This window comes from Streptomyces sp. NPDC055400 (assembly GCF_053644375.1).
Window position 1 is genome coordinate 211,941 of sequence record NZ_JBSHLM010000012.1, and the last position, 23,661, is coordinate 235,601.

The 23,661-nt window shown below is 72.1% G+C and carries 20 protein-coding genes; 8 read left to right on the forward strand and 12 right to left on the reverse strand.

The features are described from left to right. Positions 1 to 41: 41 nt before the first annotated feature. The 5 genes from ACWIGU_RS29600 (at position 42) to ACWIGU_RS29620 (ending at position 7,751) form a co-directional block, all read left to right on the forward strand. On the forward strand, positions 42 to 1,514 hold the full coding sequence (locus tag ACWIGU_RS29600) for an FGGY family carbohydrate kinase (protein WP_454404750.1): 1,473 nt from the start codon (positions 42 to 44) through the stop codon (positions 1,512 to 1,514). A gap of 74 nt (positions 1,515 to 1,588) precedes the next feature. Beyond that, positions 1,589 to 3,031: an FAD-dependent oxidoreductase gene (locus tag ACWIGU_RS29605; protein WP_454404751.1), complete on the forward strand. Its 1,443-nt coding sequence runs from the start codon at positions 1,589 to 1,591 to the stop codon at positions 3,029 to 3,031. Next, a complete protein-coding gene (locus ACWIGU_RS29610) occupies positions 3,028 to 4,290 on the forward strand; it encodes an NAD(P)/FAD-dependent oxidoreductase (protein ID WP_454404752.1) in 1,263 nt (420 codons plus the stop codon). Before ACWIGU_RS29605 ends, ACWIGU_RS29610 begins: the two co-directional genes overlap by 4 nt. 210 nt (positions 4,291 to 4,500) lie before the next feature. Then, positions 4,501 to 5,574, forward strand: coding sequence for a LamG-like jellyroll fold domain-containing protein (locus ACWIGU_RS29615; protein ID WP_454404753.1), 1,074 nt, complete (start codon positions 4,501 to 4,503; stop codon positions 5,572 to 5,574). Positions 5,575 to 5,627: 53 nt separating this feature from the next. After that, complete coding sequence (locus ACWIGU_RS29620; RefSeq protein ID WP_454404754.1) at positions 5,628 to 7,751, forward strand: PQQ-dependent sugar dehydrogenase; 2,124 nt, start codon at positions 5,628 to 5,630, stop codon at positions 7,749 to 7,751. 77 nt (positions 7,752 to 7,828) lie between these two features. Here the strand turns inward: ACWIGU_RS29620 and ACWIGU_RS29625 are convergent, their stop codons facing one another. The 8 genes from ACWIGU_RS29625 to ACWIGU_RS29660 all read right to left on the reverse strand — a co-directional run bounded on the left by ACWIGU_RS29625 (position 7,829) and on the right by ACWIGU_RS29660 (position 15,987). Then, complete coding sequence (locus tag ACWIGU_RS29625) at positions 7,829 to 8,902, reverse strand: mechanosensitive ion channel family protein (RefSeq protein WP_454404755.1); 1,074 nt, start codon at positions 8,900 to 8,902, stop codon at positions 7,829 to 7,831. A 225-nt stretch (positions 8,903 to 9,127) separates the two neighbouring features. Continuing rightward, positions 9,128 to 9,643 (reverse strand): NUDIX hydrolase, encoded by a 516-nt coding sequence (locus tag ACWIGU_RS29630; protein WP_454404756.1) that lies wholly within the window; start codon positions 9,641 to 9,643, stop codon positions 9,128 to 9,130. A gap of 29 nt (positions 9,644 to 9,672) precedes the next feature. Then, complete coding sequence (locus ACWIGU_RS29635; RefSeq protein ID WP_454404757.1) at positions 9,673 to 10,683, reverse strand: Gfo/Idh/MocA family protein; 1,011 nt, start codon at positions 10,681 to 10,683, stop codon at positions 9,673 to 9,675. Continuing rightward, positions 10,680 to 11,696, reverse strand: coding sequence for a Gfo/Idh/MocA family protein (locus ACWIGU_RS29640; RefSeq protein ID WP_454404758.1), 1,017 nt, complete (start codon positions 11,694 to 11,696; stop codon positions 10,680 to 10,682). The genes ACWIGU_RS29635 and ACWIGU_RS29640 overlap by 4 nt, the downstream gene beginning before the upstream one ends. A gap of 36 nt (positions 11,697 to 11,732) precedes the next feature. Then, positions 11,733 to 12,566, reverse strand: coding sequence for a carbohydrate ABC transporter permease (locus ACWIGU_RS29645; RefSeq protein WP_454404759.1), 834 nt, complete (start codon positions 12,564 to 12,566; stop codon positions 11,733 to 11,735). After that, positions 12,559 to 13,527: a carbohydrate ABC transporter permease gene (locus ACWIGU_RS29650; protein ID WP_454404760.1), complete on the reverse strand. Its 969-nt coding sequence runs from the start codon at positions 13,525 to 13,527 to the stop codon at positions 12,559 to 12,561. The genes ACWIGU_RS29645 and ACWIGU_RS29650 overlap by 8 nt, the downstream gene beginning before the upstream one ends. Then, a complete protein-coding gene (locus tag ACWIGU_RS29655) occupies positions 13,527 to 14,798 on the reverse strand; it encodes an ABC transporter substrate-binding protein (RefSeq protein ID WP_454404761.1) in 1,272 nt (423 codons plus the stop codon). Before ACWIGU_RS29655 ends, ACWIGU_RS29650 begins: the two co-directional genes overlap by 1 nt. A 37-nt stretch (positions 14,799 to 14,835) precedes the next feature. Beyond that, positions 14,836 to 15,987 (reverse strand): ROK family transcriptional regulator, encoded by a 1,152-nt coding sequence (locus ACWIGU_RS29660; protein ID WP_454404762.1) that lies wholly within the window; start codon positions 15,985 to 15,987, stop codon positions 14,836 to 14,838. A 237-nt stretch (positions 15,988 to 16,224) separates the two neighbouring features. On the opposite strand from ACWIGU_RS29660, the gene ACWIGU_RS29665 reads away from it, so the two are divergent. Next, the gene (locus tag ACWIGU_RS29665) at positions 16,225 to 17,484 is read left to right on the forward strand and encodes an aspartate aminotransferase family protein (RefSeq protein WP_454404763.1); all 1,260 of its coding nucleotides are present in this window, start codon (positions 16,225 to 16,227) and stop codon (positions 17,482 to 17,484) included. Positions 17,485 to 17,504: 20 nt separating this feature from the next. Next, positions 17,505 to 17,849: a hypothetical protein gene (locus ACWIGU_RS29670; protein ID WP_454404872.1), complete on the forward strand. Its 345-nt coding sequence runs from the start codon at positions 17,505 to 17,507 to the stop codon at positions 17,847 to 17,849. A gap of 15 nt (positions 17,850 to 17,864) precedes the next feature. On the opposite strand, the gene ACWIGU_RS29675 is transcribed toward ACWIGU_RS29670, so the two are convergent. Together ACWIGU_RS29675 and ACWIGU_RS29680 are read right to left on the reverse strand one after the other, a co-directional pair. After that, entirely contained in the window at positions 17,865 to 19,118 is a 1,254-nt protein-coding gene (locus ACWIGU_RS29675; protein WP_454404764.1) for a hypothetical protein, read from the reverse strand. Beyond that, positions 19,115 to 20,305: a hypothetical protein gene (locus tag ACWIGU_RS29680; RefSeq protein WP_454404765.1), complete on the reverse strand. Its 1,191-nt coding sequence runs from the start codon at positions 20,303 to 20,305 to the stop codon at positions 19,115 to 19,117. Before ACWIGU_RS29680 ends, ACWIGU_RS29675 begins: the two co-directional genes overlap by 4 nt. 403 nt (positions 20,306 to 20,708) lie before the next feature. On the opposite strand from ACWIGU_RS29680, the gene ACWIGU_RS29685 reads away from it, so the two are divergent. Further along, positions 20,709 to 21,620: a YceI family protein gene (locus tag ACWIGU_RS29685; protein ID WP_454404766.1), complete on the forward strand. Its 912-nt coding sequence runs from the start codon at positions 20,709 to 20,711 to the stop codon at positions 21,618 to 21,620. Between the two features lie 17 nt (positions 21,621 to 21,637). Here ACWIGU_RS29685 and ACWIGU_RS29690 read toward each other — a convergent pair whose 3' ends face one another. Together ACWIGU_RS29690 and ACWIGU_RS29695 are read right to left on the reverse strand one after the other, a co-directional pair. Continuing rightward, a complete protein-coding gene (locus ACWIGU_RS29690) occupies positions 21,638 to 22,537 on the reverse strand; it encodes a hypothetical protein (RefSeq protein WP_454404767.1) in 900 nt (299 codons plus the stop codon). Beyond that, positions 22,534 to 23,544: an SPFH domain-containing protein gene (locus ACWIGU_RS29695; protein ID WP_454404768.1), complete on the reverse strand. Its 1,011-nt coding sequence runs from the start codon at positions 23,542 to 23,544 to the stop codon at positions 22,534 to 22,536. The genes ACWIGU_RS29690 and ACWIGU_RS29695 overlap by 4 nt, the downstream gene beginning before the upstream one ends. Positions 23,545 to 23,661 lie beyond the last annotated feature (117 nt).

The following is a 23,661-nucleotide window of genomic DNA, read 5'->3' on the forward strand; positions in this document are numbered from 1 at the left end:
CACCCTTGACGCTCTCGCGGGAGCTGTAGCAGGCTTCCGCGGTGATCACGAATGCCGGCGGGCCGCGCGAGGGGGCCGTTCTCGCCATCGATCAGGGCACATCGGGGACGAAGGCCCTCGTCATCTGCCCACGCCGCGGCGTGATCGGCTCGGGCAGCGCTCCCGTACGTCCGCGCTACCTCCCGGGCGGCCTCGTCGAGGTCGATCCGGCCGCGCTGCTCGCCTCCGTCGTCGACGCGGGGCGCCGCGCGCTGGCCGCCGCGGGCGAGCCCGTGGGCGCGGTCGGCCTCGCCAACCAGGGCGAGACGGTTCTCGCCTGGGACCCCGCGTCCGGCAGACCGCTCACGGACGCGATCGTCTGGCAGGACCGACGGGCGGACGCGCTGTGTGCGGAACTCACCCCGTGCGCCGATGAGTTGAGAGACCTTACGGGACTGCCGCTCGATCCCTACTTCGCCGCACCCAAGATGGCCTGGATCCGCCGCCACCTCACCCGGGACGGCGTCGTCACCACCAGCGACGCGTGGCTCGTCCACCGGCTGACCGGCGCCTTCGTCACCGACGCCGCCACCGCGGGGCGCACACAGCTCCTCGACCTGGACGCCGTCGCGTGGTCACCGCGCGCCCTGGACATCTTCGGCCTCGGTGGCGAGCGGCTGCCGGACGTCGTCGACGCCGCCGGACCTGTCGGCACGACGAAGGCGTTCGGCCCCGAACTTCCCCTCACCGGGCTCCTCGTGGACCAGCAGGCCGCGCTGCTCGCGCAGGACGTGACCGAGCGGGGGACCGCCAAGTGCACTTATGGAACGGGGGCGTTCATGCTCGCCCCGACCGGTGACCGCCCGCGCCGCGGCGACTCGGGACTGGTGAGCTGCGTCGCCTGGAGGCTTGGGGGGCGGAGCAGTTACTGCCTCGACGGGCAGGTTTACACCGCCGCCTCCGCCGTCCGCTGGCTCACCGACCTCGGGGTGATCGCGGGGGCCGAGGACATCGACCCGGTCGGATCGGCCGTGCCCGACACGGGCGGCGTCACCTTCGTGCCCGCCCTCGCCGGTCTCGCGGCGCCCTGGTGGCGCGGTGACCTGCGCGGCTCCCTGACGGGCCTCGGTCTGGACACGACCTCGGGTCATGTCGTCCGCGCCCTGTGCGAAGGGATCGCCGCGCAGGTCGTCTCGCTCGCGGACGCCGTCGCCGCCGACCTCGGCGAGCCGCTGCGTACCCTCCGCGTCGACGGCGGACTGACCCGGTCGGCCCTGCTGATGCAGACCCAGGCGGACCTTCTCCAACATCCCGTGGAAGTGGCGGAGTTGCCCGACGCGACCGCGCTCGGCGTGGGCGTCGTCGCCCGGCTCGGGCTCGATCCGGCGCTCACCGTGCGGGACGCGGTCCCGCGCGGGCGGCCCGCCGCCGTGTACGAGCCGCGCATCGACGCCGCGCACGCCGCCGAACGCCTCGACGGGTTCCGCTCGGCGGTGGCCACACTCCTCGACCGCGCGCCGACGGTGTCCCCATGACCGTCACCGCCAAGGAGACGCTATGACCGTCACCGCCAAGGAGACGCTATGACCGTCACCGCCAAGGGGACGCCATGACCGTCACCGCCAAGGGGCCGCTGTCGTCCCGAGGACAGATGTCGTCCCGGCCGTACGGCGTCGCAGTCGTCGGCGCCGGCGTCGTCGGTACCGCCATCGCCCGCGAACTGGCGCGCCACCCACAGCTGCGCATCGCTCTCGTGGAGGCGTCCGGCGATGTCGGCGACGGCACCTCCAAGGCCAACACGGCGATCCTGCACACCGGTTTCGACGCCGTGCCCGGCTCCCTGGAGTCCCGCCTCGTGAGGGAGGGTCAGCGGCTCCTCTCCGCCTACGCGGCCGAGTCCGGAATCCCCGTCGAGCCCGTGGGCGCCCTGCTCGTCGCCTGGGACGAAGAGCAACTCGCCGCGCTGCCCGGCCTGTTGGAGAAGGCCGGGCGCAATGGATACGACGCGGCGCGGATCATCGGCGCCGACGAGACGCGGGCCCGCGAACCGCACCTCGGCCCCGGCGCGCTCGGCGCCCTGGACGTCCCGGGCGAGGGCATCATCTGCCCCTGGACGACCACACTGGCGTACGCCACCCAAGCGGTGCGCTCCGGTGTCGACCTGCACCTCAACTCAAGGGTGGAGGCGGTCAGTTCGGTCGGAGCTGATCATATTCTGTCCACGTCGCGCGGCGAGCTCCGGGCGCGGTTCCTCGTCAACGCCGCCGGGCTCCACGCCGACGTGCTCGACCGGCTCGTCCTTGGGCGCGGAGACTTCAGCGTCACCCCGCGCCGCGGCCAGCTCATCGTCTTCGACAAGCTCGCCCGTGATTTGGTCCGGCACATCCTGCTTCCGGTGCCGACCGTGCTCGGCAAGGGCGTCCTCGTGGCGCCGACGGTCTACGGCAACGTACTGCTCGGACCGACCGCCGAGGACCTCGACGACAAGACGGCCACCGGCACGACGGCGGACGGACTCGACGGGCTCCTCGCGAAGGGGCGCCGCATCCTTCCGGCCCTGGTCGAGGAGGAGGTCACCGCCGCCTACGCGGGCCTGCGCGCCGCCACCGAACACGACGACTACCGCATCCGCTGCCACGAGGAGCGGCGCTATGTCACCGTGGGCGGCATCCGCTCGACCGGGCTCACCGCGTCGATGGCGATCGCGGCGCATGTCGCGGGCCTGATCGCCGAGGCGGATCCCGGTCTCGGCCTCAAGGATCCGGTCGACCTGACGCCCGTCCGCATGCCCAACCTGGGCGAGGCCTTCCCCCGCCCCTACCAGCGCGCCGATCTCATCGCGACCGACCCCGCGTACGGCACCATCGTCTGCCACTGTGAGCGCGTGACCCGGGGCGAGATCAGGGACGCCCTGATCAGCACGGTCCCGCCCGCGTCCCTGGAGGGCCTGCGCCGCAGGACCCGGGCGCGGGGCGGCCGGTGCCAGGGGTTCTACTGCGGGGCGGCCGTGCGCGCACTTCATGAGGGGCGGGGCGAGTGGGGGCCGGAATGACGCGGCGGCAGCGGAGCGTCGACGTGGTCGTCGTCGGCGCGGGGCCCGCCGGGCTCGCTGTCGCCCGCGGTCTTGCCGGGGACGGCGTGAGCGTGGTCGAGGTGCTGGAGCGGGAGGAGGCGGCGGGCGGCGTGCCGCGGCACTGCCGGCACCGTGGGTTCGGGCGGTGGGGCGTGACCGGGCCTCAGTACGCGGCCAGGACCGTCGAGGCCGCGCTCGGCTCCGGCGCACGCGTGCGGACCGGCGTCACCGCCACCGGCTGGGCGGGGCCGCTCACCCTGGACACCACCGGCCCGCACGGGCTCGAACGCATCACCGCACGCGCCGTCGTCCTCGCCACCGGCGCGCGCGAACGCCCGCGCAGCGCACGCCTCGTACCCGGCACACGGCCCGCCGGAGTGCTCACCACCGGCGAGCTCCAGCAGGCCGTCCACCTGTACGGACAGCCGGTCGGCAGCCGCGCGGTCGTCGTCGGCGCCGAACCGGTCAGTTACGCGGCCCTGTCCGCCCTGCGCCGCGCCGATGTCACCGTCGCCGCGCTCACCACCGAGGAGCCGCGCCACCAGCTGGGCCGGGCGCGGGCGGCGGCGGCCCGTATCGGTCACGGCGTCCCCGTACTCACCGGCGCGACCGTGGCCGAACTCCTGGGAAAGGGGCGGGTATCGGGGGTCCGGCTGCGGCATCGTGACGGTCGGCTGACGACCGTCGGCTGCGACACCGTGGTGTTCACCGGGGACTTCGTGCCGGACCACGAGCTGGCGCGGCGCGGGGGAGTGGCACTCGACGCGGGGACGCGGGGGCCCGCTGTCGACGGCGCGTTCCGCACCGGCGTCACGGGCGTCTTCGCCGTGGGGAACGTGCTGCACGCGGTGGAGCCGGCGCTGTGGGCGGCCCGCGAGGGCACTCTCGCGGCCGACGCCGTACGTGAGTTCCTGGAGGGTGCGGGCCCGGCGCCGGGCGGACCCGCGATCGAGGTCGCGGCGCCTCTGCGCTGGGTGGCGCCGAACCGGGTGGCTCCGCAGGTGCCGGTGGACCGCTTCGTCCTGCGGACCGCGGAGGTACTGGTGCGTCCCGTCCTCGTCGTCACCCAGGACGGCCGCAGACTGCACCGCCAGTACGTGGCGCGCGGTGCGCTCCCCCATCGGACCCTGCATGTGGCGGGCCACTGGACGGCCCAGGTCGACGCCATGGGCGGGCCGGTCCGGATCGCGGTCGGCGGCGGGCCCGGGACCGGAATCTTCGGAGCGTCCACGGAGTGACGCGCGCCCCTTGCTGACGCATGTGCCCTCCCCGCGCCGTACACCGGCCCGCCCCGGCTGCCCAGGAGTGCGCCTGGGAAAAATGGCTCGGACACGCCCATTGTCAGGGTTGCGGTGAGGGAGTTACATGGTGCCCGCACATGACGAAAGCGCTTTCTGCCGGTCGGGGAATCCCGGTCGGCAGCCCGTTCGTTGCCGTTCGGAGGCCGTATGAGACTGCCCCGCACCAGACGTACCGCGATCGCCCGGACCGCCGTCCGCGCCGGGCTCGAACCACGCGCCCGGCGCACCCGATCCGCCCGAGGCGCACGACGTACCGCATTCGCCGCCGTGGCGCTCGCCTCGGCCGCCGTCCTCGCCGCCGCAGCGCTGCCCGCGCAGGCGAGCGACCCCGCCACCGGGGTCCCCGCGCAGGCCAACGGCCCTGCGGGGCATGACTCGTTGCGCTCCCGCGCAGTGGCCGCCTACGACTTCGGGCACCCCGATCCCGCCGATCCCGCGAGGGAGCGGGACATCGGACGCTCCGGCACCCCGCTCACGCTCATCAACGGCGGATCCGCGATGCGCGTCGCCGACGAGGCCTACCCCGGCAGCTCGCCCGCCCTCCAGGTGCGTCAGCAGAATCCCGCGACAGCGGGCAACGACGACTGGAAAGCGGGTACTTGGGACGAGGGCGGGGTCGGCTCCCTCGGTGCCTTCAACAGCGCCAAGGCCGCCACCGTCATGGGCTGGTTCAAGATGACGGGTGACAACCCCACCCTCAACTCCAACACCGCCAACCCCACCGACCGCTACGGAGCGATCGGCCTCGCCGGGGTTCTCTCCGGTACCAGCGACGGGCACGCCGTACGCGCGCTGCTCGAACTCATCCAGGTGAACGGCGAGTTGAAGCTCGTCGCGCTCGGCCGCCGCCTCGACAGCGGCGCCTCCCAGACCTTCGCCGCCTCCGCCGACTGGCAGAAGGTCCTGCCCCGCGGCGAGTGGGTCCATCTGGCCGCCACGTTCGACTTCCGTGACGGCACGATGGCCCTGTACCGCGACGGCGAGCCTCTCGACGGCTTCTATGTCACGCCGGGCGACCCCTGGGAGCTCACCAGCACACCGGCGCCGCACCGCGCCTCGCCGACCGACCCGCGCGGCATCAAGATCGGCGGCAGCTTCCCGCAGAACACGCGGGAGAACAACGCCTGCGACTGCCGCATGGACGATCTTCTCTTCCTGGACCGTGAAGTGACGGCAGGTCAAGTGGGTGCCGAGTACCGCCGCATGACGAGGGGCCACTGACGCCTCGTACCCCGACTTCCTCCCAGCCGTACTCGCCATCCGAAGGGACCCGCATGGCAGCACGTCGCAAGAACCCCAGACTCTGGGCGGCGTTCGCCGTCACCGCCACCTTGGCCCTCGGCGGGCTCGCCGCGCCCTCGCACGCCGACGAGCCCGCTCCCCCCGCCGCGACCGCGGGTCTCAGCGACCCGATCCCGGAGAAGCCCGCCCAGTCGAGGACCGGCCTGGTCCTCACCGAGTACGCCCAGTTCCCCAAGTCGGAGCCCGTCCCGGCCCCGACGGACCCGCGTCTGATGCGGCACGCCAGGATCAACACCATCAACGAACTCCCCGACGGTTCGGGCCGGATGGCGACCCCGGACCTCAACGGGACGCTCTATCTCACCGACCCCGGCACGGCCGGCAAGGACACAGGCGGCACCCCGCACCCGTACCTGGACGTCAAGGGCACCTTCCCGAACTTCTTCTCGGGCCGAGGCCTCGGCCAGGGCTTCGGATACGCCGCGTTCCACCCGCAGTTCGCGAAGAACGGACGCTTCTACACGATCCACACCGAGCTCGCCTCGCAGGTCACGCAGGCACCCGACTTCAAGCAGGCGGGCACCACCACGTACCACGGTGTCATCACCGAGTGGACGGCCGACGACCCGACGGCCGCCGTCTTCCACGGCACCCACCGCGAGGTCCTGCGCATCGGCTTCACCGGCCAGGTGCACGGCATCCAGCAGATCGACTTCAATCCGACCGCCAAGCCCCACGACAAGGACTACGGGCTGCTCTACCTCGCCGTCGGCGACGGCGGCCAGGGCGTCGGCAACGACGAACCGCAGAACATGGCGCTCCCGCACGGCAAGCTCCTGCGCATCGACCCGGCGGGCCGCGACAGCGCCAACGGCAAGTACGGCATCCCGGCCGGCAACCCGTTCGTCTCCACGCCGGGCGCCCTCGGCGAGATCTACGCCGTCGGCATGCGCGACCCGCACCGCTTCAGCTGGGACACCGGCGGCAGCCACCGCATGTACCTCGGCCACATCGGCGAGCACGCCATCGAGTCGGTGTACGAGGTCAAGGCCGGCGACAACTTCGGCTGGAGCGAACGGGAGGGCCCGTTCCTCTTCGACAAGAAGACCACCGACCCGTGCGCCCGCATCCAGCCCCTGCCCGTCGACGACGCCAAGTACGGGTACACATACCCCGTCGCGGCGTACGACCACGACCCCGGAGCCGGCTGGAACTGCCGCTCCGACGTGGGCCGCGCGATCGCCGGAGGCTTCGTGTACCGCGGCAAGGACGCGCCCGAGCTGCGCGGCACATACATCTTCGGGGACCTCGTCGACGGGCGGATCCTGGCCGCCGACACGCACGACATGCGCCGCGGCGCCGGTCTCGCGCCCCTCAAGTCGCTGATGCTGTACGACCAGGCCACCGGCAAGAAGGTCACCATGCGCGACCTCGCCGGGGACCAGCGCGTCGACCTGCGCTTCGGCACCGACCTCGCCGGTGACCTGTACATCGTCTCCAAGGCGAACGGCAAGGTCTGGAAGGTCACCGGCACCCGCACCTTCGCCGACTGCGAGGTGGGCAACACCCCCACCACGCACACCACCGGCGCGGACAACTGGGCGCCGGTCACCCCCGCCAAGTGGGAGTTCACCCCGCGCGAGACCGTCCTCACCGAGCCGGGCGTCTCCCGCCCCGGCCCGCGCCGCCCCTTCGAGTACGCCGTCCTCACCGCGGGCCCGCGCTACTCGAACGTGACGGTCGAGGCCGAGGTACGCATCGACACCCCGGTCGACATCACCAACCGGGACGTCATCGTCGTCTGGGACTACAACTCGGACACCCAGTTCCAGTACGCGCACCTGTCCAGCGACAACAGGATCTACCCGCACAACGGCCTGTTCACCGTCAACAACGCGGACCGGCTCCGCATCGACGACCAGTGGAACGGCACCTACGGCGCGCCCCCGGCGATCAAGGACGTCGCCTGGCACAAGGTCCGCCTCACGCACTGCGCGGACACCGGCGAGACGGCCGTCTACATGGACGGCAGCCGCACGCCGCTCATTACGGGCACGGACCCGGTGTTCTCCTCGGGCCGCGTGGGCTTCGGCTCGTTCGACAACAACGGCCGGATCCGGAACCTGAAGGTCACGGGGACGGTCGCGCGCGACTGACCCCTCGGGGTCGGAAGCACGTGTGGGGGAGCCGGTCCGCTGTCCGGACGGACCGGCTCCCCCTGACCGTGCCGTCGTTACGGCATCGGCGGTGCGGCCTCGCGCTGGTGCGGGATGGCCACCGCGCCCTGCTGGAGTGCCACCGTCCGCGTGGGCGCCGGTATCCGGATGCCCTCGTCCCGGTACCGGGCGTGCAGGCGCTTGATGAACTCGTGCTTGATCCGGTACTGGTCGCTGAACTCGCCGACGCCCAGGATCACCGTGAAACTGATCCTGGAGTCGCCGAACGTGTGGAAGCGGATGGCCGGTTCATGGTCGGGGACGGCGCCGGTGATGTCGGCCATGACGCTCTCCACGACCTCGGCCGTGACGCGCTCGACATGCTCCAGGTCGCTGTCGTAGCCGACGCCGACCTGGACGAGCAGGGTCATCTGCTGTTCCGGGCGGCTGTAGTTGGTCATGTTGGTGGAGGCCAGCTTGGCGTTCGGGATGATGACCAGGTTGTTGGAGAGCTGGCGCACCACGGTGTTCCGCCAGTTGATGTCGACGACGTAACCCTCCTCGCCGCTGCTCAGCCGGATGTAGTCGCCGGGCTGAACGGTCTTGGAGGCCAGGATGTGCACGCCCGCGAAGAGGTTCGCGAGGGTGTCCTGGAGCGCGAGCGCCACCGCGAGACCGCCGACGCCGAGGGCGGTCAGAAGCGGTGCGATGGAGATGCCCAGGGTCTGCAGGACCACGAGGAAGCCCACCGCGAGCACCACGACCCGCGTGATGTTCACGAAGATGGTGGCCGACCCGGCGACCGCGGATCGCGACTGCGCCACCGACCGGACGAGTCCGGAGATCACCCGGCCCGCGGTGAACGTCGCGACGAGGATCAGCAGCGCCGTCAGCGTCACGGTGACGTTGTGCCGGGTCCGTGTGGTGAGAGGCAGCGCGGACGCGGCCACAGCGACGCCGGCGGCGACCGCCGCCCACGGCACGAGGGAGCGCAGCGCGTCCACGATGACGTCGTCGCCGCCCCAGCGCGTCCGGTCGGCCCGCACGCCCAGCCAGCGCAGCATCATGCGCAGGAGGAGCCCGGCCGCGAGCCCCGCGGCGACCGCGATCCCGGCCACGATCAGATCGTCGGGCGTCATCGCACGGTTCACCGGCCGCCTCCCGCGCCGTGACCGAGGTCGTCGTACGCCGCCGGGAGCGGCGGTATGTGATGAGTCGTCACCTTGCTACCTGCTTGTCCGTAAGTGGTGCTGCCGCGCCTGCACCGACGCGCCGGGACATCCTGCCGCACGCGTCGAGGCGCACGCGCGCGGGGGATGACGCTCACCTGCGCCAACAGCCCAGACGCCCCGCCTGGGCTTACGCGCCGCCACCCGTCAGCGCGCCGTCCCCGCCCCGCCCTCGCGGCCCAGCGCGACGTACCGCGCGTGCGCCTCGACGGAGTCCGACACGAACGGGTACTGGCGCATCGCGTTCGTCAGGCCGGCCTCGGTGAGCCAGTCGTGCCAGACGATCTCGGAGGGGAGCGGCGCGACCGGACCGTCGACGGTGACCTCGTGCACCCCGAGCCAGTACGGGCTGATCTCCCCGCGGCACAGGTACTTGAAGACGAAGCGGACCGGCGCCGTGACCCCGAGTTCCTCCGACAGCTCGCGGGCCGCCGCGGCCTCGTACGACTCGCCCGCGTCGACACCCCCGCCGATCAGCCAGTTGTACCGCCCGGGGAACCGCGAGACGTGCGGCGCCCGGCGATGCACGAGGATCCGCCCCGCCGGGTCGCGGCACACGACCGTCGCCACCCGGTGCAGCCACCCCTCGCGGATGGCCGCGCCCCGGTCCACCGTGCCGAGTACGCGGTCCTGTTCGTCCACGCGGTCCACCAGTTCGCTCATACGGCCACGATGGCAGACGCGGCCGGACGTCACCGCACCGGCACTGCCCTCCCCTCGGCCGCGGACCGGTACGCCGCCGTGACGATCCGCAGGGAACGCAGACCGGATTCGCCGTCCGTCACGCTCGTCGCGCCGCCGCTCCCGTACAGGAACGAGTGCAGCATCAGGGCGTCCAGGTTGACGCCGTAGGGCAGTTCGAAGGGCGCTCGGGACGACTCGCTGAAGCCGTGGACCTTCTGGTCGAAGGCGTCCATCTCCAGGGTCGCCCGGTCGCCGATGACCTGCATCTGCAATCCGCCCCAGGCCGGGTGGTGCTGGGGCTGGCTCCAGCTGCAGTCGATCGTCGCGACCGCGCCGTTCGCGTACTCGACGGTGACGAGCCCCGAGGTGTCCGCGTCCACCTCACCCTCGTGGAGCACGTTGTTGACCTGCGCGTACACCGTGGTCGCCGGGGACGCCTCGAAGAGGTCGTCCAGGAGGTCCGCGATGTGCACGGTGTGGTCCATCAGGGCCCCGCCGCCCGCGAGTTGAGGGTCGGCGAACCAGCGGCGCCGGGCCGCCGGCAGATAGCCGTTGTTGGCGCCGGACACCGCGAGGACACCGCCCGCCGTGCCCGACCGCACGGCGGCGCGGACCGCCGTGTACGCCGGGCTGAAACGGACGGGGTGCGCCACCGCGAGCCGCACGCCCGCCGCGCGGCACGCCTCGACCATCGCCGCGCCGTCCTCCTGCGTGGTCGCGAGGGGTTTCTCGCACAGCACGTCCGCGCCGTGCGCCGCCGCCAGCTCGACGAGGGGACGGTGGCGGACGTTCTCCGAGCAGACGACGACCTTGTCGGGGCCCCAGGCGAACAGCTCCTCGTACGAGTCCGCGTAGGCCACCCCGAGCCGGTCGGCGAACTCCCGGCCGCGGACCTCGCCGGGTGCCGCCAGATCCGTGTCCGGGTCGGCCGCGAGGACCTCGACGCCTTCCATCTCTTCGAGCAGGCGGGCGAACCCGCCCGCGTGGACATGCGCGAACGACAGCACTCCGACCTTCATCGGGCCGCCTCCTCGGAGATCTTGAGTTCCACGGACTCGCCGGTACGGGCCGAGGCCGCCGCCGCTTCCGCGATCCGCACCGCCTCGACGCCGTCGCGGGCCGTCACGCGGGGAGCGGGCCCGCCTTCCACGGCACCGGCGAACTCGCGCAGCTCCGTCAGGTACGGGCTCTCCGTCATCGGGCTGCCGGGAATGCCCTCGCCGGGCGGGCGCGTGCCCTGCGCGAGGATGCGGAACCCGGGCAGCGCCGTCGAATCGTGCTCCAGGATCCCGTCGGGCCCCGCGACGCGGAACGTCGTACGGAACTGGAGATCGGGCAGGCCCCACACGCCGAGAACGTGGCTGATCGCGCCCGACGCGTGCGTCAGCACCGCCGTGCCGGCCGCGACGTCACCGGGCTTCGCGCCCGGCTCCTGGCGCCCGCGCAGCCGGGCGTGGACGCGTACGACGTCGCCCGCGAGCAGGCGCGCGAAGTCGAGGTCGTGGATCATCTGGTCCATCAGGATGCCGCCGGACAGCGCCGGGTCGGAGAACCACGGGGCCCACACCGGATAGGCGCCCGAGCGGGTGAAGCGCAGTACGGCAGGGGTCCCGATGGCGCCCTCGGCGACGGACCCGGCCATCCCCGCGTACGCGGGGAAGTAGCGGACCACGTGCGCCGGGAACAGCAGGACGCCGGCCGCCTCGGCCGCGTCCGCCATCTCGGCGGCCTCGGACACGGTGAGTGCGAGGGGCTTCTCGCAGATGACGTGCTTGCCGGCGGCGATCGCGTCGAGGGCGAGTTCCCGGTGCGTGAACGTGGGTGTACAGATGTCGACGACCGTGGAGCGGTCCAGGAGACCGGCCAGGCTGTGCGTGGCCGTCACGCCGGACTCGGCGTATTTCGCGGCGAGTTTCTCCGCGTTCCCGTCCGTGGACAGGATGGTGACGCGTGCGCCCAGCTCGATCCACGCGGGCAGATGCGCCCGGGCGATACCGCCCGCGCCGATCAGACCCACATCGAGGCGTGTCATGTCGTTCCCTTCTGGAGACGGGGTTCAGCCGGCGACTCAGCCCTTCGTGCCGCTCTGGGCGATGCCCTGTACGAAGTGCCGCTGGAGGAAGAGGTAGAGGACGATCATGGGCAGGCTCGCGATGAGCGAACCCGCCATCATCACGGGGTAGTTCGTCTCGAACTGGCCCTCCAGGGACGTCAGGCCCGCGCTGATCGGCATCTTCGCCGGATCGGTGTTCACGACCAGCGGCCACAGGAGGTCGTTCCACGACCACATCGCCGTGATGACCGCGAGCGCGGCGAGCGCCGGGCGGATCAGCGGCAGCATGACCGACCAGAAGATCCGGAAGGGCCCGGCCCCGTCGATGCGGGCCGCCTCCTCCAGCTCCTTCGGCAGCGCCATGAAGAACTGCCGCAGGAGGAAGGTCCCGAAGGCGCTGAACATGCCGGGCAGGAACAGCGCCGGCGTCGTGTTGAGCAGGCCGAGCCGCTGGATGATGTCGTACTGCGGCAGGATCAGCAGCGACGACGGCACGAGCAGCACCGACAGGAACAGCGCGAACAGCACGTTCTTGCCGCGGAACCGCATGCGGGCGAAGGCGTACGCGGCGAGCGAGCAGAAGACGAGCTGTCCCGCCGTACGCGCCACGGTGTTCACGACGCTGTTGCCGAGCATCTCGCCGTACGGCATCGCGGTGAAGACCTCTTTGAACGACGCCCAGTTGGCGCGCTCGGGGAAGAACGTCACCGGGACGTGCACCGCCTCCGGCAGGGTCTTCAGCGCCGTAAGGAGCTGCCACAGGAACGGGAAGACCATCACCAGGGCGCCCAGCGACAGCAGTGCGTGCGTGGCGAGGGAGCCGGGCCGGACCCGGGAGCGCTCAGGCATAGTGCACCCACTTCTTCTGGAGCCGGAACTGGACGTAGGTCAGCGCCGCCGTGAGCAGCATCAGGACGAACGCGAGGGCGGCCGCCGCGCCCTGGTTGTTCTGCTGGAAGGCCCACTGGTAGAAGAGGCTCACCACGGACTGCGTGGAGCCGAGGGCCGGGTTCGTGGGGCTCATCATCACGTAGATGAGGTCGAAGAGCTGCAGTGAGTTGATCACGCAGATGACCGCGGCGAAAAAGATGCTGGGGCTCAGGAGCGGCAGCGTGATCCGGAAGAAGCGGCGTACCGGGCCCGCGCCGTCGAGCTCGGCGGCCTCGTAGTAGTCCTGTGGGATGGCCTTGATGCCCGCGATGAAGATGATCAAGTAGTAGCCGACGCTCTGCCACACGAGGACGAGCCCGATGGCCCACAGCGCGGACGACGGGTCGGACGCCCAGAAGTGCCGGGGGACGCCGAACCACGACAGCATCTCGTTCAGGAGGCCGAAGTTGCCGTTGTACAGCCAGTTCCAGACCAGGCCGACGGCCACGGGCAGCGTGACGAAGGGGATGAAGTACAGGGCGCGGTAGACGCCGACTCCCCGTAGCCCGCGCCGGTTGAGCAGGGCGGCGACAGTGATCGAGACCGGCAGCGTGACCAGGCCGATCGCCCCGTACAGGAGTGTGTTGCCGAGCGCACGCCACACCGTCACGTCGCGGACGACACGCGCGTAATTGTCGCCGCCCACCCAGGAGTTGCCGCCGAAGGGCCCGAAGGACGTGAAGCTGTAGCCGAAGGTCTGGATCACCGGCCAGATGTAGAAGACGAGGAACCCGACGGCGATCGGCGCGACGAACGCGTACGCGGCCTTCTGTGTGCGGGAGTTGGGGTCCCGCGCGGTGCCGTCACGGCCCGCCTTCGTGCGGGGCTTCCTGATCCGGCCCTCCGCCTCCGCGGCGGCGGTCGACGGGAAAACGGCCATCACTTGTCCTCCTCGTCGAGCGCCCGGTCCATCTGCCGGCCGAGCGTGCGCGCGGCCGACTCGATGCCGCCCTTGCCGCTGAACGGCGCGCCGAGCAGCAGATATTCGAGGTCCTCCCACACGGCCGTGTTCCTGGAACTCGGGTACGGGACCGCGTAGTCGAGCATGTCGATGAAGACCTTGAGGTCGAACTCGGGCATCGACTCGAGCCAGGCGTCCTGTGTCCCCGTGTACGAGGAGATGGTGACGCCGCCCTTCGACTGGATCTCGGCCGCCTCGCGCCGCGCCAGGAAGTCCACGAACTTCCAAGCGGCCTGCTTCTTACGGGACTTGGCGCTCACCACGTTCGCGAGACCGTGGATGACGGTGGCCCGCTCCCGGCCCTTGGGGAGCACAGCGACACCGCCGTGGTCCTTGATCGCGGGCGTGGCGTGCATGAAGGACGCCATCGCCGACAGGTCGTAGTTCATGGCGACCTGCTCGGACAGGAACAGATTGCGGCCCTTCACATCCGCCATCGCGCTCTGCGGCGGCGACCAGCCGCGGTCGACGAGATCGGTCCACAGGCGCAGCCCCTCGACGGAGCGCTCGTCGCCGAAGCCGGAGCGGCCCTCGCGCAGGACGTAGCCGCCCGCGCCGAAGACCGACGGGTAGAAGTTCTTCTGCCGGTCCATCTCGGCGGCGATCCCGTACACGCGGGTCCGCGGGTCGGTCAGCTCGCGTGCCGCGTCCCGCAGGTCGTCCCAGGTCCAGGAGGCGTCCGGGTAGCCGACGCCGGCCTTGTCGAACAGAGCCTTGTTGTACCAGAGCCCGACCGTGTCGAAGTCCTTCGGAATCCCGTACTGCCTGCCGCCGTACGCGTACAGCTTGACCAGCGCCTCGGGGTGCCGGCCGAGCGGGGTGCCGTCGCGGGCCGCGTACGGGCCGAGTGGCTCCAGGACGCCGTTCGCCGCGTACAGCTGGATGTTCACGGCGTTCATCCAGAACACGTCGGGCGCGGTCCCGCCGCGCATCGACGTCCTGAGCGTCGTCCAGTACGAGGACCAGGGCGTGACCTGGATGTCCACGGAGACGTCGGGGTTCTTGGCCTCGAACGCCTTCACGATCTGCTGCATGCCCGCGAGCTGGGCCGGGTCCCAGATGCCGTACGAGATGGTGGTGCGGCGGCCGCCGCCCGACGAGGTGGAACCGGAAGCCCCGCCGCCGCTGTCGCACGCGGCCACGAGGGGCGTGGCCGCGAGCGCACCCGCGAGAAGCGTTCTCCTGCGCATACGCGCCTCCGGAGGATGAGGGGGGATGGTGGTGAAGTCAGGGGGCGGGGGACGGGCGCAACGGGCCTGTCCCGTATGGGAGTTGGGAGTCGAGAGCGTCCAGGGCGCGGCGTACGGCACCGAGTGCCACGCCCTCACGGCCGAGCGCGCTGACCGCGATGCGCGGCACGTGCAGCGTCAGCGGCCGCAGATGCTCCGTGAGCAGGGGCCCGAGCGGCTCACCGACCGGGGCGAGCGCGCCGGACAGGACGAGGAGCTCGGGGTCCAGAGCCAGGACGAGCGCGGCGATGCCCGGGGCGACCCCGGCGAGATAGCCGTCCAGCACGGCCCGGGCCCCGATGTCCCCGGCCCGCACGGCCCGCGCGAGGGCGTCCGTCTCGGACTCGCCCGGGAGCCGCTCACCGTCCCACGCCAGCCATTTCTCCGCGGCGTCCAGGCCGAGTTGGGGCAGGATGCCGAGCTCGCCCGCGCCGCCGCGGCGGCCGCGGTGCAGCTTGCCGTTGATCATCAGGCCGCAGGAGATGCGCCGCCCGACGAGCACACAGGCCACGTCGTCCGCGAGCGTCGCCGCGCCCTGCCAGTGCTCGGCAAGCACCGCCAGATTCACGTCGTTCTCGACGAGGATCCGGCACGGGAAGTCGTCGGCGAGCCAGCGCGCGAGATCCAGGTCGGTCCACTCCGGGACGATCACCGACCGGATCCGGCCCGTGTCGTCGACCATGCCCGGCACCCCGATGCCGATGGCCCAGACGGCATCGGCCCGCAGATTCTGCTCGACGAGGAAGCGCCGCAGCCGCCCGCGCAGCAGCTCGATGCGCTCCGTGCCGCTCAACTCCTCGGCGATGTCCTCGCGTTCACACGCGACGACCTCGCCGTCGAGCCGGGCGAGCACCAGCACGATCTTGCGCAGTCCGATGTCGACGCCGACCACGTGCCCGGCCTCGGACCGGAAGCGCAGCCGACGGGCCGGACGGCCGGGGGTGCGCCCGGCGGGCGAAGCATCGGCCTCGGCGATCCAGCCCTGCGAGACGAGCTCGTCGACCAGCGCCTCGACCGTCGGCCGCGACAGGCCGGTCGCACCCGTCAGCTGGCTGACGGTCTGCGGACTCTCCCTGCGCAGCGCCCGCAGGACAACGCCCGTGTTGAGCCCGCGCAACGCCGCAAGATCATGTCCCCGCGCCCCGGTCATGCCGATCCGCTCCCCTCACATCGGGTTGCGCAGGACTGTTGCATAACCCGACTCCCTTGGGAACCCTGCCGGTTGTGCCTATTACGCAGAACTCCTGCGAATCGCCTGCGCGTGCGTCCGGCCGGTGACGGAGCCGAGGAGCCGCTCAGGCCACCCGGGTGACCCGTGGCACCCAGCGGGCCGATCGGCACAGATGGCCCATTGACGTCCTTTCGGCTCAGCGTCGAGGGTGGAGGCATGACGCGACTGTCCGAGCATCTGCGCCAGGCCACCCCCGTCGTCGCCGAACGCGGGGCAGGCGTCCATCTCTACGGCACCGACGGCCGCCGCTATCTGGACTTCACCGCCGGGATCGGCGTCACCAGCACCGGCCACTGCCACCCGCGCGTGGTCGCCGCCGCCCAGGAGCAGGTGGCCACCCTCATCCACGGCCAGTACACGACCGTCCTGCACCGGCCCCTTCAGCGCCTCGTCGAGAAGCTGGGATCCGTGCTGCCCGAAGGACTCGACAGCCTCTTCTTCGCCAACTCCGGCAGCGAGGCCGTCGAAGCGGCCATGCGGCTCGCCCGGCAGGCCACGGGCCGGCCCAACATCGTCGTCGCGCACGGCGGCTTCCACGGCCGCACCGTCGCCGCCGCCTCCCTCACCACCTCCGGCACCAAGATCCGCACCGGTTTCGGCCCCCTGATGGCGGGCGTCGCCATCACCCCGTTCCCGAACGCCTACCACTACGGCTGGGACGAGGAGACGGCAACGAGGTTCGCGCTGCGCGAGTTCGACCGCCTCCTCCAGACCGTCTCCGACCCCGACGACACCGCGGCCGTCCTGGTCGAACCCGTCCTCGGAGAAGGCGGCTACGTCCCCGCCAACTCCGCCTTCCTGCAAGGCCTCAGGGAGCGCGCCGACCGTCACGGCATCCTGCTCGTCCTCGACGAGGTGCAGACGGGCGTCGGCCGCACTGGCCGCTTCTGGGGCCACGACCACTTCGGCGTACGCCCCGACATCCTCATCACCGCCAAGGGCCTCGCGAGCGGCTTCCCGCTCTCCGGGATCGCCGCGCCCGAGGCGCTGATGCACAAGGCACGGCCCGGCTCACAGGGCGGCACCTACGGTGGCAACGCCGTCGCCTGCGCCGCCGCGGTGGCCACCCTCGAGGTTGTCGAGGAGGAAGGGCTCGTCGCCAACGCGGCCGCCATGGGCGCCCGGCTGCGCTCCGGCCTCGACGACGTCGCCGCGAAGACCGAGGCCATCGGCGACGTACGGGGACTCGGCCTGATGCTCGCCAGCGAGTTCACCACCCCCGAAGGCGAACCCGACGCGGCCACGGCCGTACGCGCCCAGCAGGCCGCCGCCGACGAGGGGCTGCTGCTCCTGCTCTGCGGCCCCTGGGGCAACGTCGTGCGGATGATCCCCGCGCTCGTCGTCGACGAGGGGCAGATCGACGACGGCCTGCGGGCCTGGGCAGCGGCCGTGGAGACCGCGACGGCAACGCGCTGACCAGCGACGGAGGGACAGGCATGACCACGACCCACCCCACGCCCCAAGTCGTCGAGGACGTCCCCGAGCAGCTCGTCATCGGCGGCCGGCTCCAGGACGCGGCCGGGGGCTGCACCTGCTCCGTCGGCAACCCCGCCACCGGCCGGAGCCTGTGCGAGGTCGCCGATGCCGGGCCCGACGACGACCGGCGCGCCGCCGAGGCCGCCCAGGAGTCATGGGCCGCCGCCGCGCACCGCGTCCGCAGCGAGATCCTGCTCCCCGTCGGCGGCGTCAAGCAGCCCGGCATCCGACGTGAGGGAGGCCGGGTCGGCATCGACGAGTTCCTGGAGTACAAGTACCTGGCGATCCCGGCGCCGGGGCAGTGACGGACCGGCGGGCCCTCAGAGGCGTTCCAGCGCGCGGAACGCCGTCAGCTCCGCCAGCAACACCCTTGCCGCGGGCGTGAGTTCACGGAGGGCCAGCGGCCGTCCGGAGTTGAGGACCCGTAGTACGGCGGACAGGTCGGCGGCCGGCAGCTCCGTGGCCGCCACATGCCCGCACGCGGAGAACAGGCGCCGGCCGGCCGCCTCGGTCCACAGCACGCGCTCCGTGGCGCGCACGACGTCGTCGTCCCCGAACCTGCCGCGCGGCGCCGGCGGCGGCACGGGCCGGAAACCCCCGGCCGTCCAGTGCCGCAGGGACTGCCGGGCGACGCGCTCCTCCAGCGGCCCGCGCGCGCCCGCCGAACGGAAGTGCGCGAGCGCGCGCTCCAGAGGTGCGGGCAACTCCGACCCGGCCCCGGCGTCGGGCACGAGAAGCCCCTCCTCTGCGTCCGGAGCGGCGCCCGCGGGATCCGGGTCCGGCGTGAGCAGCGTCTCGGGCGTCACGTCGTGCAGCAGGTCGTACAGCTCGGACGCCGCATCCCGCCCCTCCCGAACGACGCTCACGCGCACGCCGGTCGACGCCCACCCGGCGTAGGGCTCGGCGACGGGGGCGAGATGCGACGGCCAGTACAGCAGGTCGCCCGGATCGGCCTCGACGGTGAACGACGCGCCCCGGTCCGCCGGACCGGAGCGCATCCGCTGCCGCCCGCCCATCACGTACAGGAACGTCGCGACGCGCTGCCCGGGAAGCGCCTCGGCGAGCGGCTGCTCGTACGTGCCGTGGACCAGCGTCGTGAAGGCGCTCGGCACGGGCTGCCCCACCTGCGCCCACAGCCCGGCGAAGAAGGCGCGCTCGCGTGCCCACAGCGGATGGTGGAACGCGTGAAACGCCTGAAGGGACAGGGAGTACGGCTCGCCGGAGAGCTGCCGGACGAGCCGCTGGTGGTAGCCCGCGAACGAGCCGTCCCTCGGCTGCGGCAGGAAGTCGCCGGGGTCGGTCTGCGTTTCGCCGCCGACCGCGAACCCCGCGTAGGACGGCACCCCGAACGGCCCGCCTCGGTGCGCCGCGGCGACGGCGGTCTCGAACACCTCGTGGGCGTCGAAGGGGTCGGGGGCGACCGACTTGATCAGCACGGGCTGCCGGTCCCAGTACCGCTCGCCGAAGACCTGCCAGTCGAGCCGGTCGAGCCGGTCGAGCTGACCCAGCTGCCCCTGCTCGACAGGAGCAGCAGCGCAGCTTGCGGGCCCGGCGGCGCGGGGATCTTCCCTCATTCCGCCCCGTCTCCGTCCATCAGTTCGATGGCGCGAATGCGATGCAGGTCGGACAGGAGCGGGATCAGTGCCTTGGCGGGCATGCGCGAGCCGCGGCCCAACTCCCTTATGGCGAACGCCCTTCCGGACCACAACCGGTTCCTGACGCGTTCGGCTCCGGCCCCCTCGACCACCAAGGTGTGCCCGTTCGCGGCCCACACGGCGCGTCCGGGTCCGTCCGGTGTCCGGATGAGCTCGGCCGACGCCCGCACGCGCAGCGCGGGATTCAGGGGTACGGCCGGCCGTGGCGGAGGCACCGGTTCGAGCCCCGCCGCCGATCTGCGGGCCGCCCACGCCAGGCGCAACTCCCCGGCCGGTCCCGGGCCGGCTGCCAGCCCGGCGAACAGCCGCGCGGCGGCGGCGACCGGCTCCGCCGCGCCGATCCCGCCGTCGGGGTCCGCCGGGGGAGGGAACGGCAGGACACCGGGGGCGCCCGCGTAGACGCGGTCCTCCTGCATCCGGTCCGCGAGGAGTCCCCGTACGTGGGTGAGGGCGGCGGCGCGGCGCGCGGGGACGACGATCCGTAACGTGGTGCAGCGGTCGAGGTAGTGATCGAGGTGACGGCATCCGGCGGGCCAGTACACCAAGTCCCCTGTTTCTGCGGCGAGTTGGTACTCGGTGCCGGTGTGCTCGGGCCAGAGCCTGACCGTCATGGTCCCGGCGAGTACCCAAGTGAGCGCGAACGAGCCGGGGCGCGGGGCGGGGGCGTCGGGGCCGGTGCAGTGCTCTCCGAGGGCGATTTCGGCCGTCACCGGCAGAGTGGGCCAGCCCACCGCCCGCCACAGCCCGCAGACGAGTTCGCGTACACGAGTCCAGAGCCCGAAGTCGCGCCACAGCGGCTGGCGCACGCTCAACAGCCAGCCGGACGCGTCGAGTTGACGAGCGAGTCGGTCCCGGTACGCGTCCGGGCCGGGATCGTCATGGCCGGGCAGTAGCGCGCCCGCGTCGCGTAATCGCCCCTGCGTCGCGGTGGCGAAGCGGACGCCGGCCGCGTCCTCGGCGGGCGGTGCGCAGGAGGCGGCGACGGCCCCGTACACCTGCTCCGGCCCGAGGCCCGTGGCGAACGGGACCGCGGCGGGCTCCCTGCCCCAGTGTGCTTCGGCGAACCGATTCCACCTGGCGGAGAGGTCGGGCTCTGTCGCATTCATGGCGTCGAGAATCTGTCAGAGCGCGATCGAGCGAGTCAACGGTTGACCCGTAATCGGCAGACATATGGCGCGGAAGTGGCGCTGCGTCCCAGTGGTTCGACCGTGTCCGTCCTGGCCCTCCCCAACTCGTCCTGGCCCTCCCAGGGCCGTCAGGCAACGGAAGCGGAAGTGGAGGCGGAAGCGGCGGGGGCGGGGGTGAGGGCGTGGTCGAGGGGCGGTTGAAAGGTGAGGGAAGTGTGGAATCTGACACGCCCCGGCGGCGGTATGTCGGATTCCCGTGTATTCCCCATGCAGTTGCCGCCGGTAACCCCCGGCGCCCTTGATCGGCGGAGATCGCAGACATGGGATCGTATGTGCGAGCCCGCTGCGGAGGTTCTGCGGCCGAGTCGGAAAGGTGATCTGCATGCCCCTCGCGCTGTTCAGGAGGAGCCGGTCCGGACGGGGCCCGCGCGGGGCAGGACTGGTGCATCCCGTGCCGCAGGGCGCCGGCGCCTTCCACTGCGAGGTGGCCGACCCCATGGGGCAGCCGATGTCGGGGGCGGACGTCACGGTGACGCGGGTCGCCAACGGCCGCGTCGTGGCGAAGGCGACCAGCGACCCGTACGGCCTCGTCTTCCTCACGCTGCCGCCCGGCCGGTACGGCGTCATGATCGCGGCCAACGGCCTCCAGCCCCACCAGCAGACCCTCGACGTCGTCGCCGGTGAGACGCTCCCTCTGACCTCGGTGCAGCTGCACATGGGGCGCCCGCCGGAGCTGCCGCAGCCCGGCACCTGGCTGTTCGACCCGCCGCACACCGCGATCCGGTTCATCGCCAAGCACGTCGGCATGGCCAACGTCCACGGCCGGTTCACCCGCTTCGACGGCGGCATCCAGGTCGCGAACGACATGGCCGACTCGCGGGTCGAGGTGCAGATCGAAGCGGCGAGCATCACGACGGGCAACAAGACCCGGGACAACCACCTGCGTTCGGCCGACTTCCTCGATGTCGAGCGCTACCCGTACATCCACTTCTCCTCCGACCGCTTCCTGTACCGCGGCGGCACCAAGTGGACGATCCAGGGCGCCCTCACCATGCACGGCGTGAGCCGCACGGTGGAGCTGGACACCGGCTATCTCGGCATGGTCAACGGCGGTTACGCGGAGGAGCTGCGCTGCGCGGCCCTCGCCACGGCCGAACTCCACCGGGAGGACTACACGTTGGACTGGCGGAGCATGCTGGCCCGCGGCATCGCCGTGGTGGGACCCACGGTGAAGCTGGAGCTCGACATCCAGGCGATGCACCACAGCCGCGACACACCGACGCCGCCGGAGTAGTCACGGCGCCGGGAGGCTCACGTCACCAGCCGCAGCCGCTCCTTCGCCCGTCCCACGCACACCGTCTGACCCCAGGTCAGTTCCAGCGCGTCGCTCTCCACGCCGTCGCCGAAGGCCACCAGGCGGTCGGACTCGACCGTGACGCGCAGGCGGTCGGCGGGGCCGAGGGAGCCCTCCACCTGGGACGTGCCGGTGGCGGGGGAGGGCCAGGCCTCCCGTACGAACCAGAGCAGCCGGGGCTCCGCGGGGCCCGGCAGCGGGAGTGTGCTCGCGTGCTGCTGCCACAGTGAACGCAGCCATCCGGTGGCGCCGGTACCGGTGCCGACCAGGACGCCTGAGGAGGCCTGGGGCTCGGGCGCGTGCGTGTCGTCGTCGGGGCCGATCCGGTAGCGCGCCGTCTGGTGCGACGGCGGGCCGAGGTAGATCTCGTTGAGCGCGAGCAGCCGCTGTGTGTCGTCGGCGACGGCCTCCACCATGGTGAGTTCGTCGGCGGTTGCCCGGCCGGAACCGGCGGCCGGCAGCAGTTTCGCCGCGTCGGCCGCTCGGTGCCGCACCAGAACCCCCGGATTCCGCCCCGGATCAGTGTTGATGCCGACGACCGGCTGGCCCGAAAGGTACTTGGCGGCATTCGCGACCAGACCGTCCTGCCCGACGACGATCACCACGTCCTCCGGGCCGAACAGGAACCGGTCCAGATCCGCCCGCTCGAGGCGGGTCCTGCGCCACGACAGCGGCACGGCCGCCGCGACCTCCGCGAGCGCGCGCGTCGTACGGTGATGGCGCTCGGCCACCTCTTCGGCGGAGCGCCCGCGCGAGGAGAGGAAGAAGGCGGCCTGGCCGTGCGTGCCGTGCCGGGCCAGCAACTCCTCGTACTCCGTGGTCCGGTGGACGAGTACCGCCCGCGGTGCGAGCGTCACGACCGCTCACCACGGTCGTGGCCGAGCCGGGCGAGCAGGCCCGTGAGCACGTCGGGGGAGAGGGTCAGGTTCTCGATCCGCGGCACGTTCTGCGCCAGCTGCGTGGCGGCGAGGGCGTGCAGGGTCGCGGCGTCGACCTCGGAGTGGACCCGCAGCCATGCCTCCTGCGCGTGCGCCCGCGCCTCGCCGACCGCGCGTGCGGCCTCCGCCTCGCCGCCCGCCAGACGCACCGCGCGCGCGGCTTCCGCCTCGGCGCGTACCGCGTCGGCCGCCGCGTCCTCCTCGGCCTCGCGGCGCGCGTTCGTGCCGCGCTGCTCCACCAACTGCTCCTCCTGCCGGGCCAGTTCGATGCGGCTGCCCAGCTCGTTCTCGGCGATGGCGCGCTCCCGCTCGACCGCCACAGCGCGCCGCTCGTACGTCGCCCGGTCGGCCTCCTGCTGGATCCGCTCCCTGGCCGGAGTCCGCAGCGCCCGCTCCACTTCGGGCTCGGGACGCAGCGCCACGACGCGCACGGTGACGACCTCCACACCGGTCGCGGGGAGCCGGGGCTCCGCGGCGAGACCCGCCGCGACCCGTTCACGCACCGCCGTCACGTCGTCGGCAAGGGCCTCCGCGAGCGGGGTGCGCGCCAGGACGTCCAGCGCGTGCTGCTGCGCCGTCTCCGTGAGCAGCGCGGACAGCTGCTCCAGGGGAGTGCCGCGCCAGGCGCCGGTGTCCGGGTCGAGCGAGAAGTCGAGCCGGGCGGCGGCGAGCGCGGGGTCGCTGATCCGGTACGTCACCGAGGCCTGTACGGCGACGTCCTGGAAGTCGGCGGTCCTGGCGTGGAACGTGACCGCCAACTCCCGGTCGTCCACGGGTACTTCGGACAGCGCCGCGCTCAGCGCCCGGAACCAGAAGCTCAGGCCCGTGCCGTCGTGCGCGAGCGCGCCGCGCTTGTGGTGACGGATGTGGGCGGTGGGCGCGGAGCGCAAGTGGTGCAGTCCGAAGCGTCGCTTGATGTCGGCCATGACGGGAACCCCCTGTTTGTTTTCGTCACGGCGACGATATGGCGCGCCTTGAATATAGTCAAGATGACCATAAAGATTCGAGGGTGCGTCTGAGGGTTTTCGGGGGTTCGGCTGAGG

What these genes read in the sequence shown, in the direction of transcription:
- ACWIGU_RS29605 (WP_454404751.1), top strand. Translation starts at nt 1,589, where the DNA reads ATGACCGTCACCGCCAAGGGGCCGCTGTCGTCCCGAGGACAGATGTCG.
- ACWIGU_RS29610 (WP_454404752.1), top strand. Translation starts at nt 3,028, where the DNA reads ATGACGCGGCGGCAGCGGAGCGTCGACGTGGTCGTCGTCGGCGCGGGG.
- ACWIGU_RS29615 (WP_454404753.1), top strand. Translation starts at nt 4,501, where the DNA reads ATGAGACTGCCCCGCACCAGACGTACCGCGATCGCCCGGACCGCCGTC.
- ACWIGU_RS29620 (WP_454404754.1), top strand. Translation starts at nt 5,628, where the DNA reads ATGGCAGCACGTCGCAAGAACCCCAGACTCTGGGCGGCGTTCGCCGTC.
- ACWIGU_RS29630 (WP_454404756.1), bottom strand. Translation starts at nt 9,643, where the DNA reads ATGAGCGAACTGGTGGACCGCGTGGACGAACAGGACCGCGTACTCGGC.
- ACWIGU_RS29635 (WP_454404757.1), bottom strand. Translation starts at nt 10,683, where the DNA reads ATGAAGGTCGGAGTGCTGTCGTTCGCGCATGTCCACGCGGGCGGGTTC.
- ACWIGU_RS29640 (WP_454404758.1), bottom strand. Translation starts at nt 11,696, where the DNA reads ATGACACGCCTCGATGTGGGTCTGATCGGCGCGGGCGGTATCGCCCGG.
- ACWIGU_RS29645 (WP_454404759.1), bottom strand. Translation starts at nt 12,566, where the DNA reads ATGCCTGAGCGCTCCCGGGTCCGGCCCGGCTCCCTCGCCACGCACGCA.
- ACWIGU_RS29650 (WP_454404760.1), bottom strand. Translation starts at nt 13,527, where the DNA reads ATGGCCGTTTTCCCGTCGACCGCCGCCGCGGAGGCGGAGGGCCGGATC.
- ACWIGU_RS29655 (WP_454404761.1), bottom strand. Translation starts at nt 14,798, where the DNA reads ATGCGCAGGAGAACGCTTCTCGCGGGTGCGCTCGCGGCCACGCCCCTC.
- ACWIGU_RS29660 (WP_454404762.1), bottom strand. Translation starts at nt 15,987, where the DNA reads ATGACCGGGGCGCGGGGACATGATCTTGCGGCGTTGCGCGGGCTCAAC.
- ACWIGU_RS29665 (WP_454404763.1), top strand. Translation starts at nt 16,225, where the DNA reads ATGACGCGACTGTCCGAGCATCTGCGCCAGGCCACCCCCGTCGTCGCC.
- ACWIGU_RS29670 (WP_454404872.1), top strand. Translation starts at nt 17,505, where the DNA reads ATGACCACGACCCACCCCACGCCCCAAGTCGTCGAGGACGTCCCCGAG.
- ACWIGU_RS29675 (WP_454404764.1), bottom strand. Translation starts at nt 19,118, where the DNA reads ATGAGGGAAGATCCCCGCGCCGCCGGGCCCGCAAGCTGCGCTGCTGCT.
- ACWIGU_RS29680 (WP_454404765.1), bottom strand. Translation starts at nt 20,305, where the DNA reads ATGAATGCGACAGAGCCCGACCTCTCCGCCAGGTGGAATCGGTTCGCC.
- ACWIGU_RS29685 (WP_454404766.1), top strand. Translation starts at nt 20,709, where the DNA reads ATGCCCCTCGCGCTGTTCAGGAGGAGCCGGTCCGGACGGGGCCCGCGC.
- ACWIGU_RS29695 (WP_454404768.1), bottom strand. Translation starts at nt 23,544, where the DNA reads ATGGCCGACATCAAGCGACGCTTCGGACTGCACCACTTGCGCTCCGCG.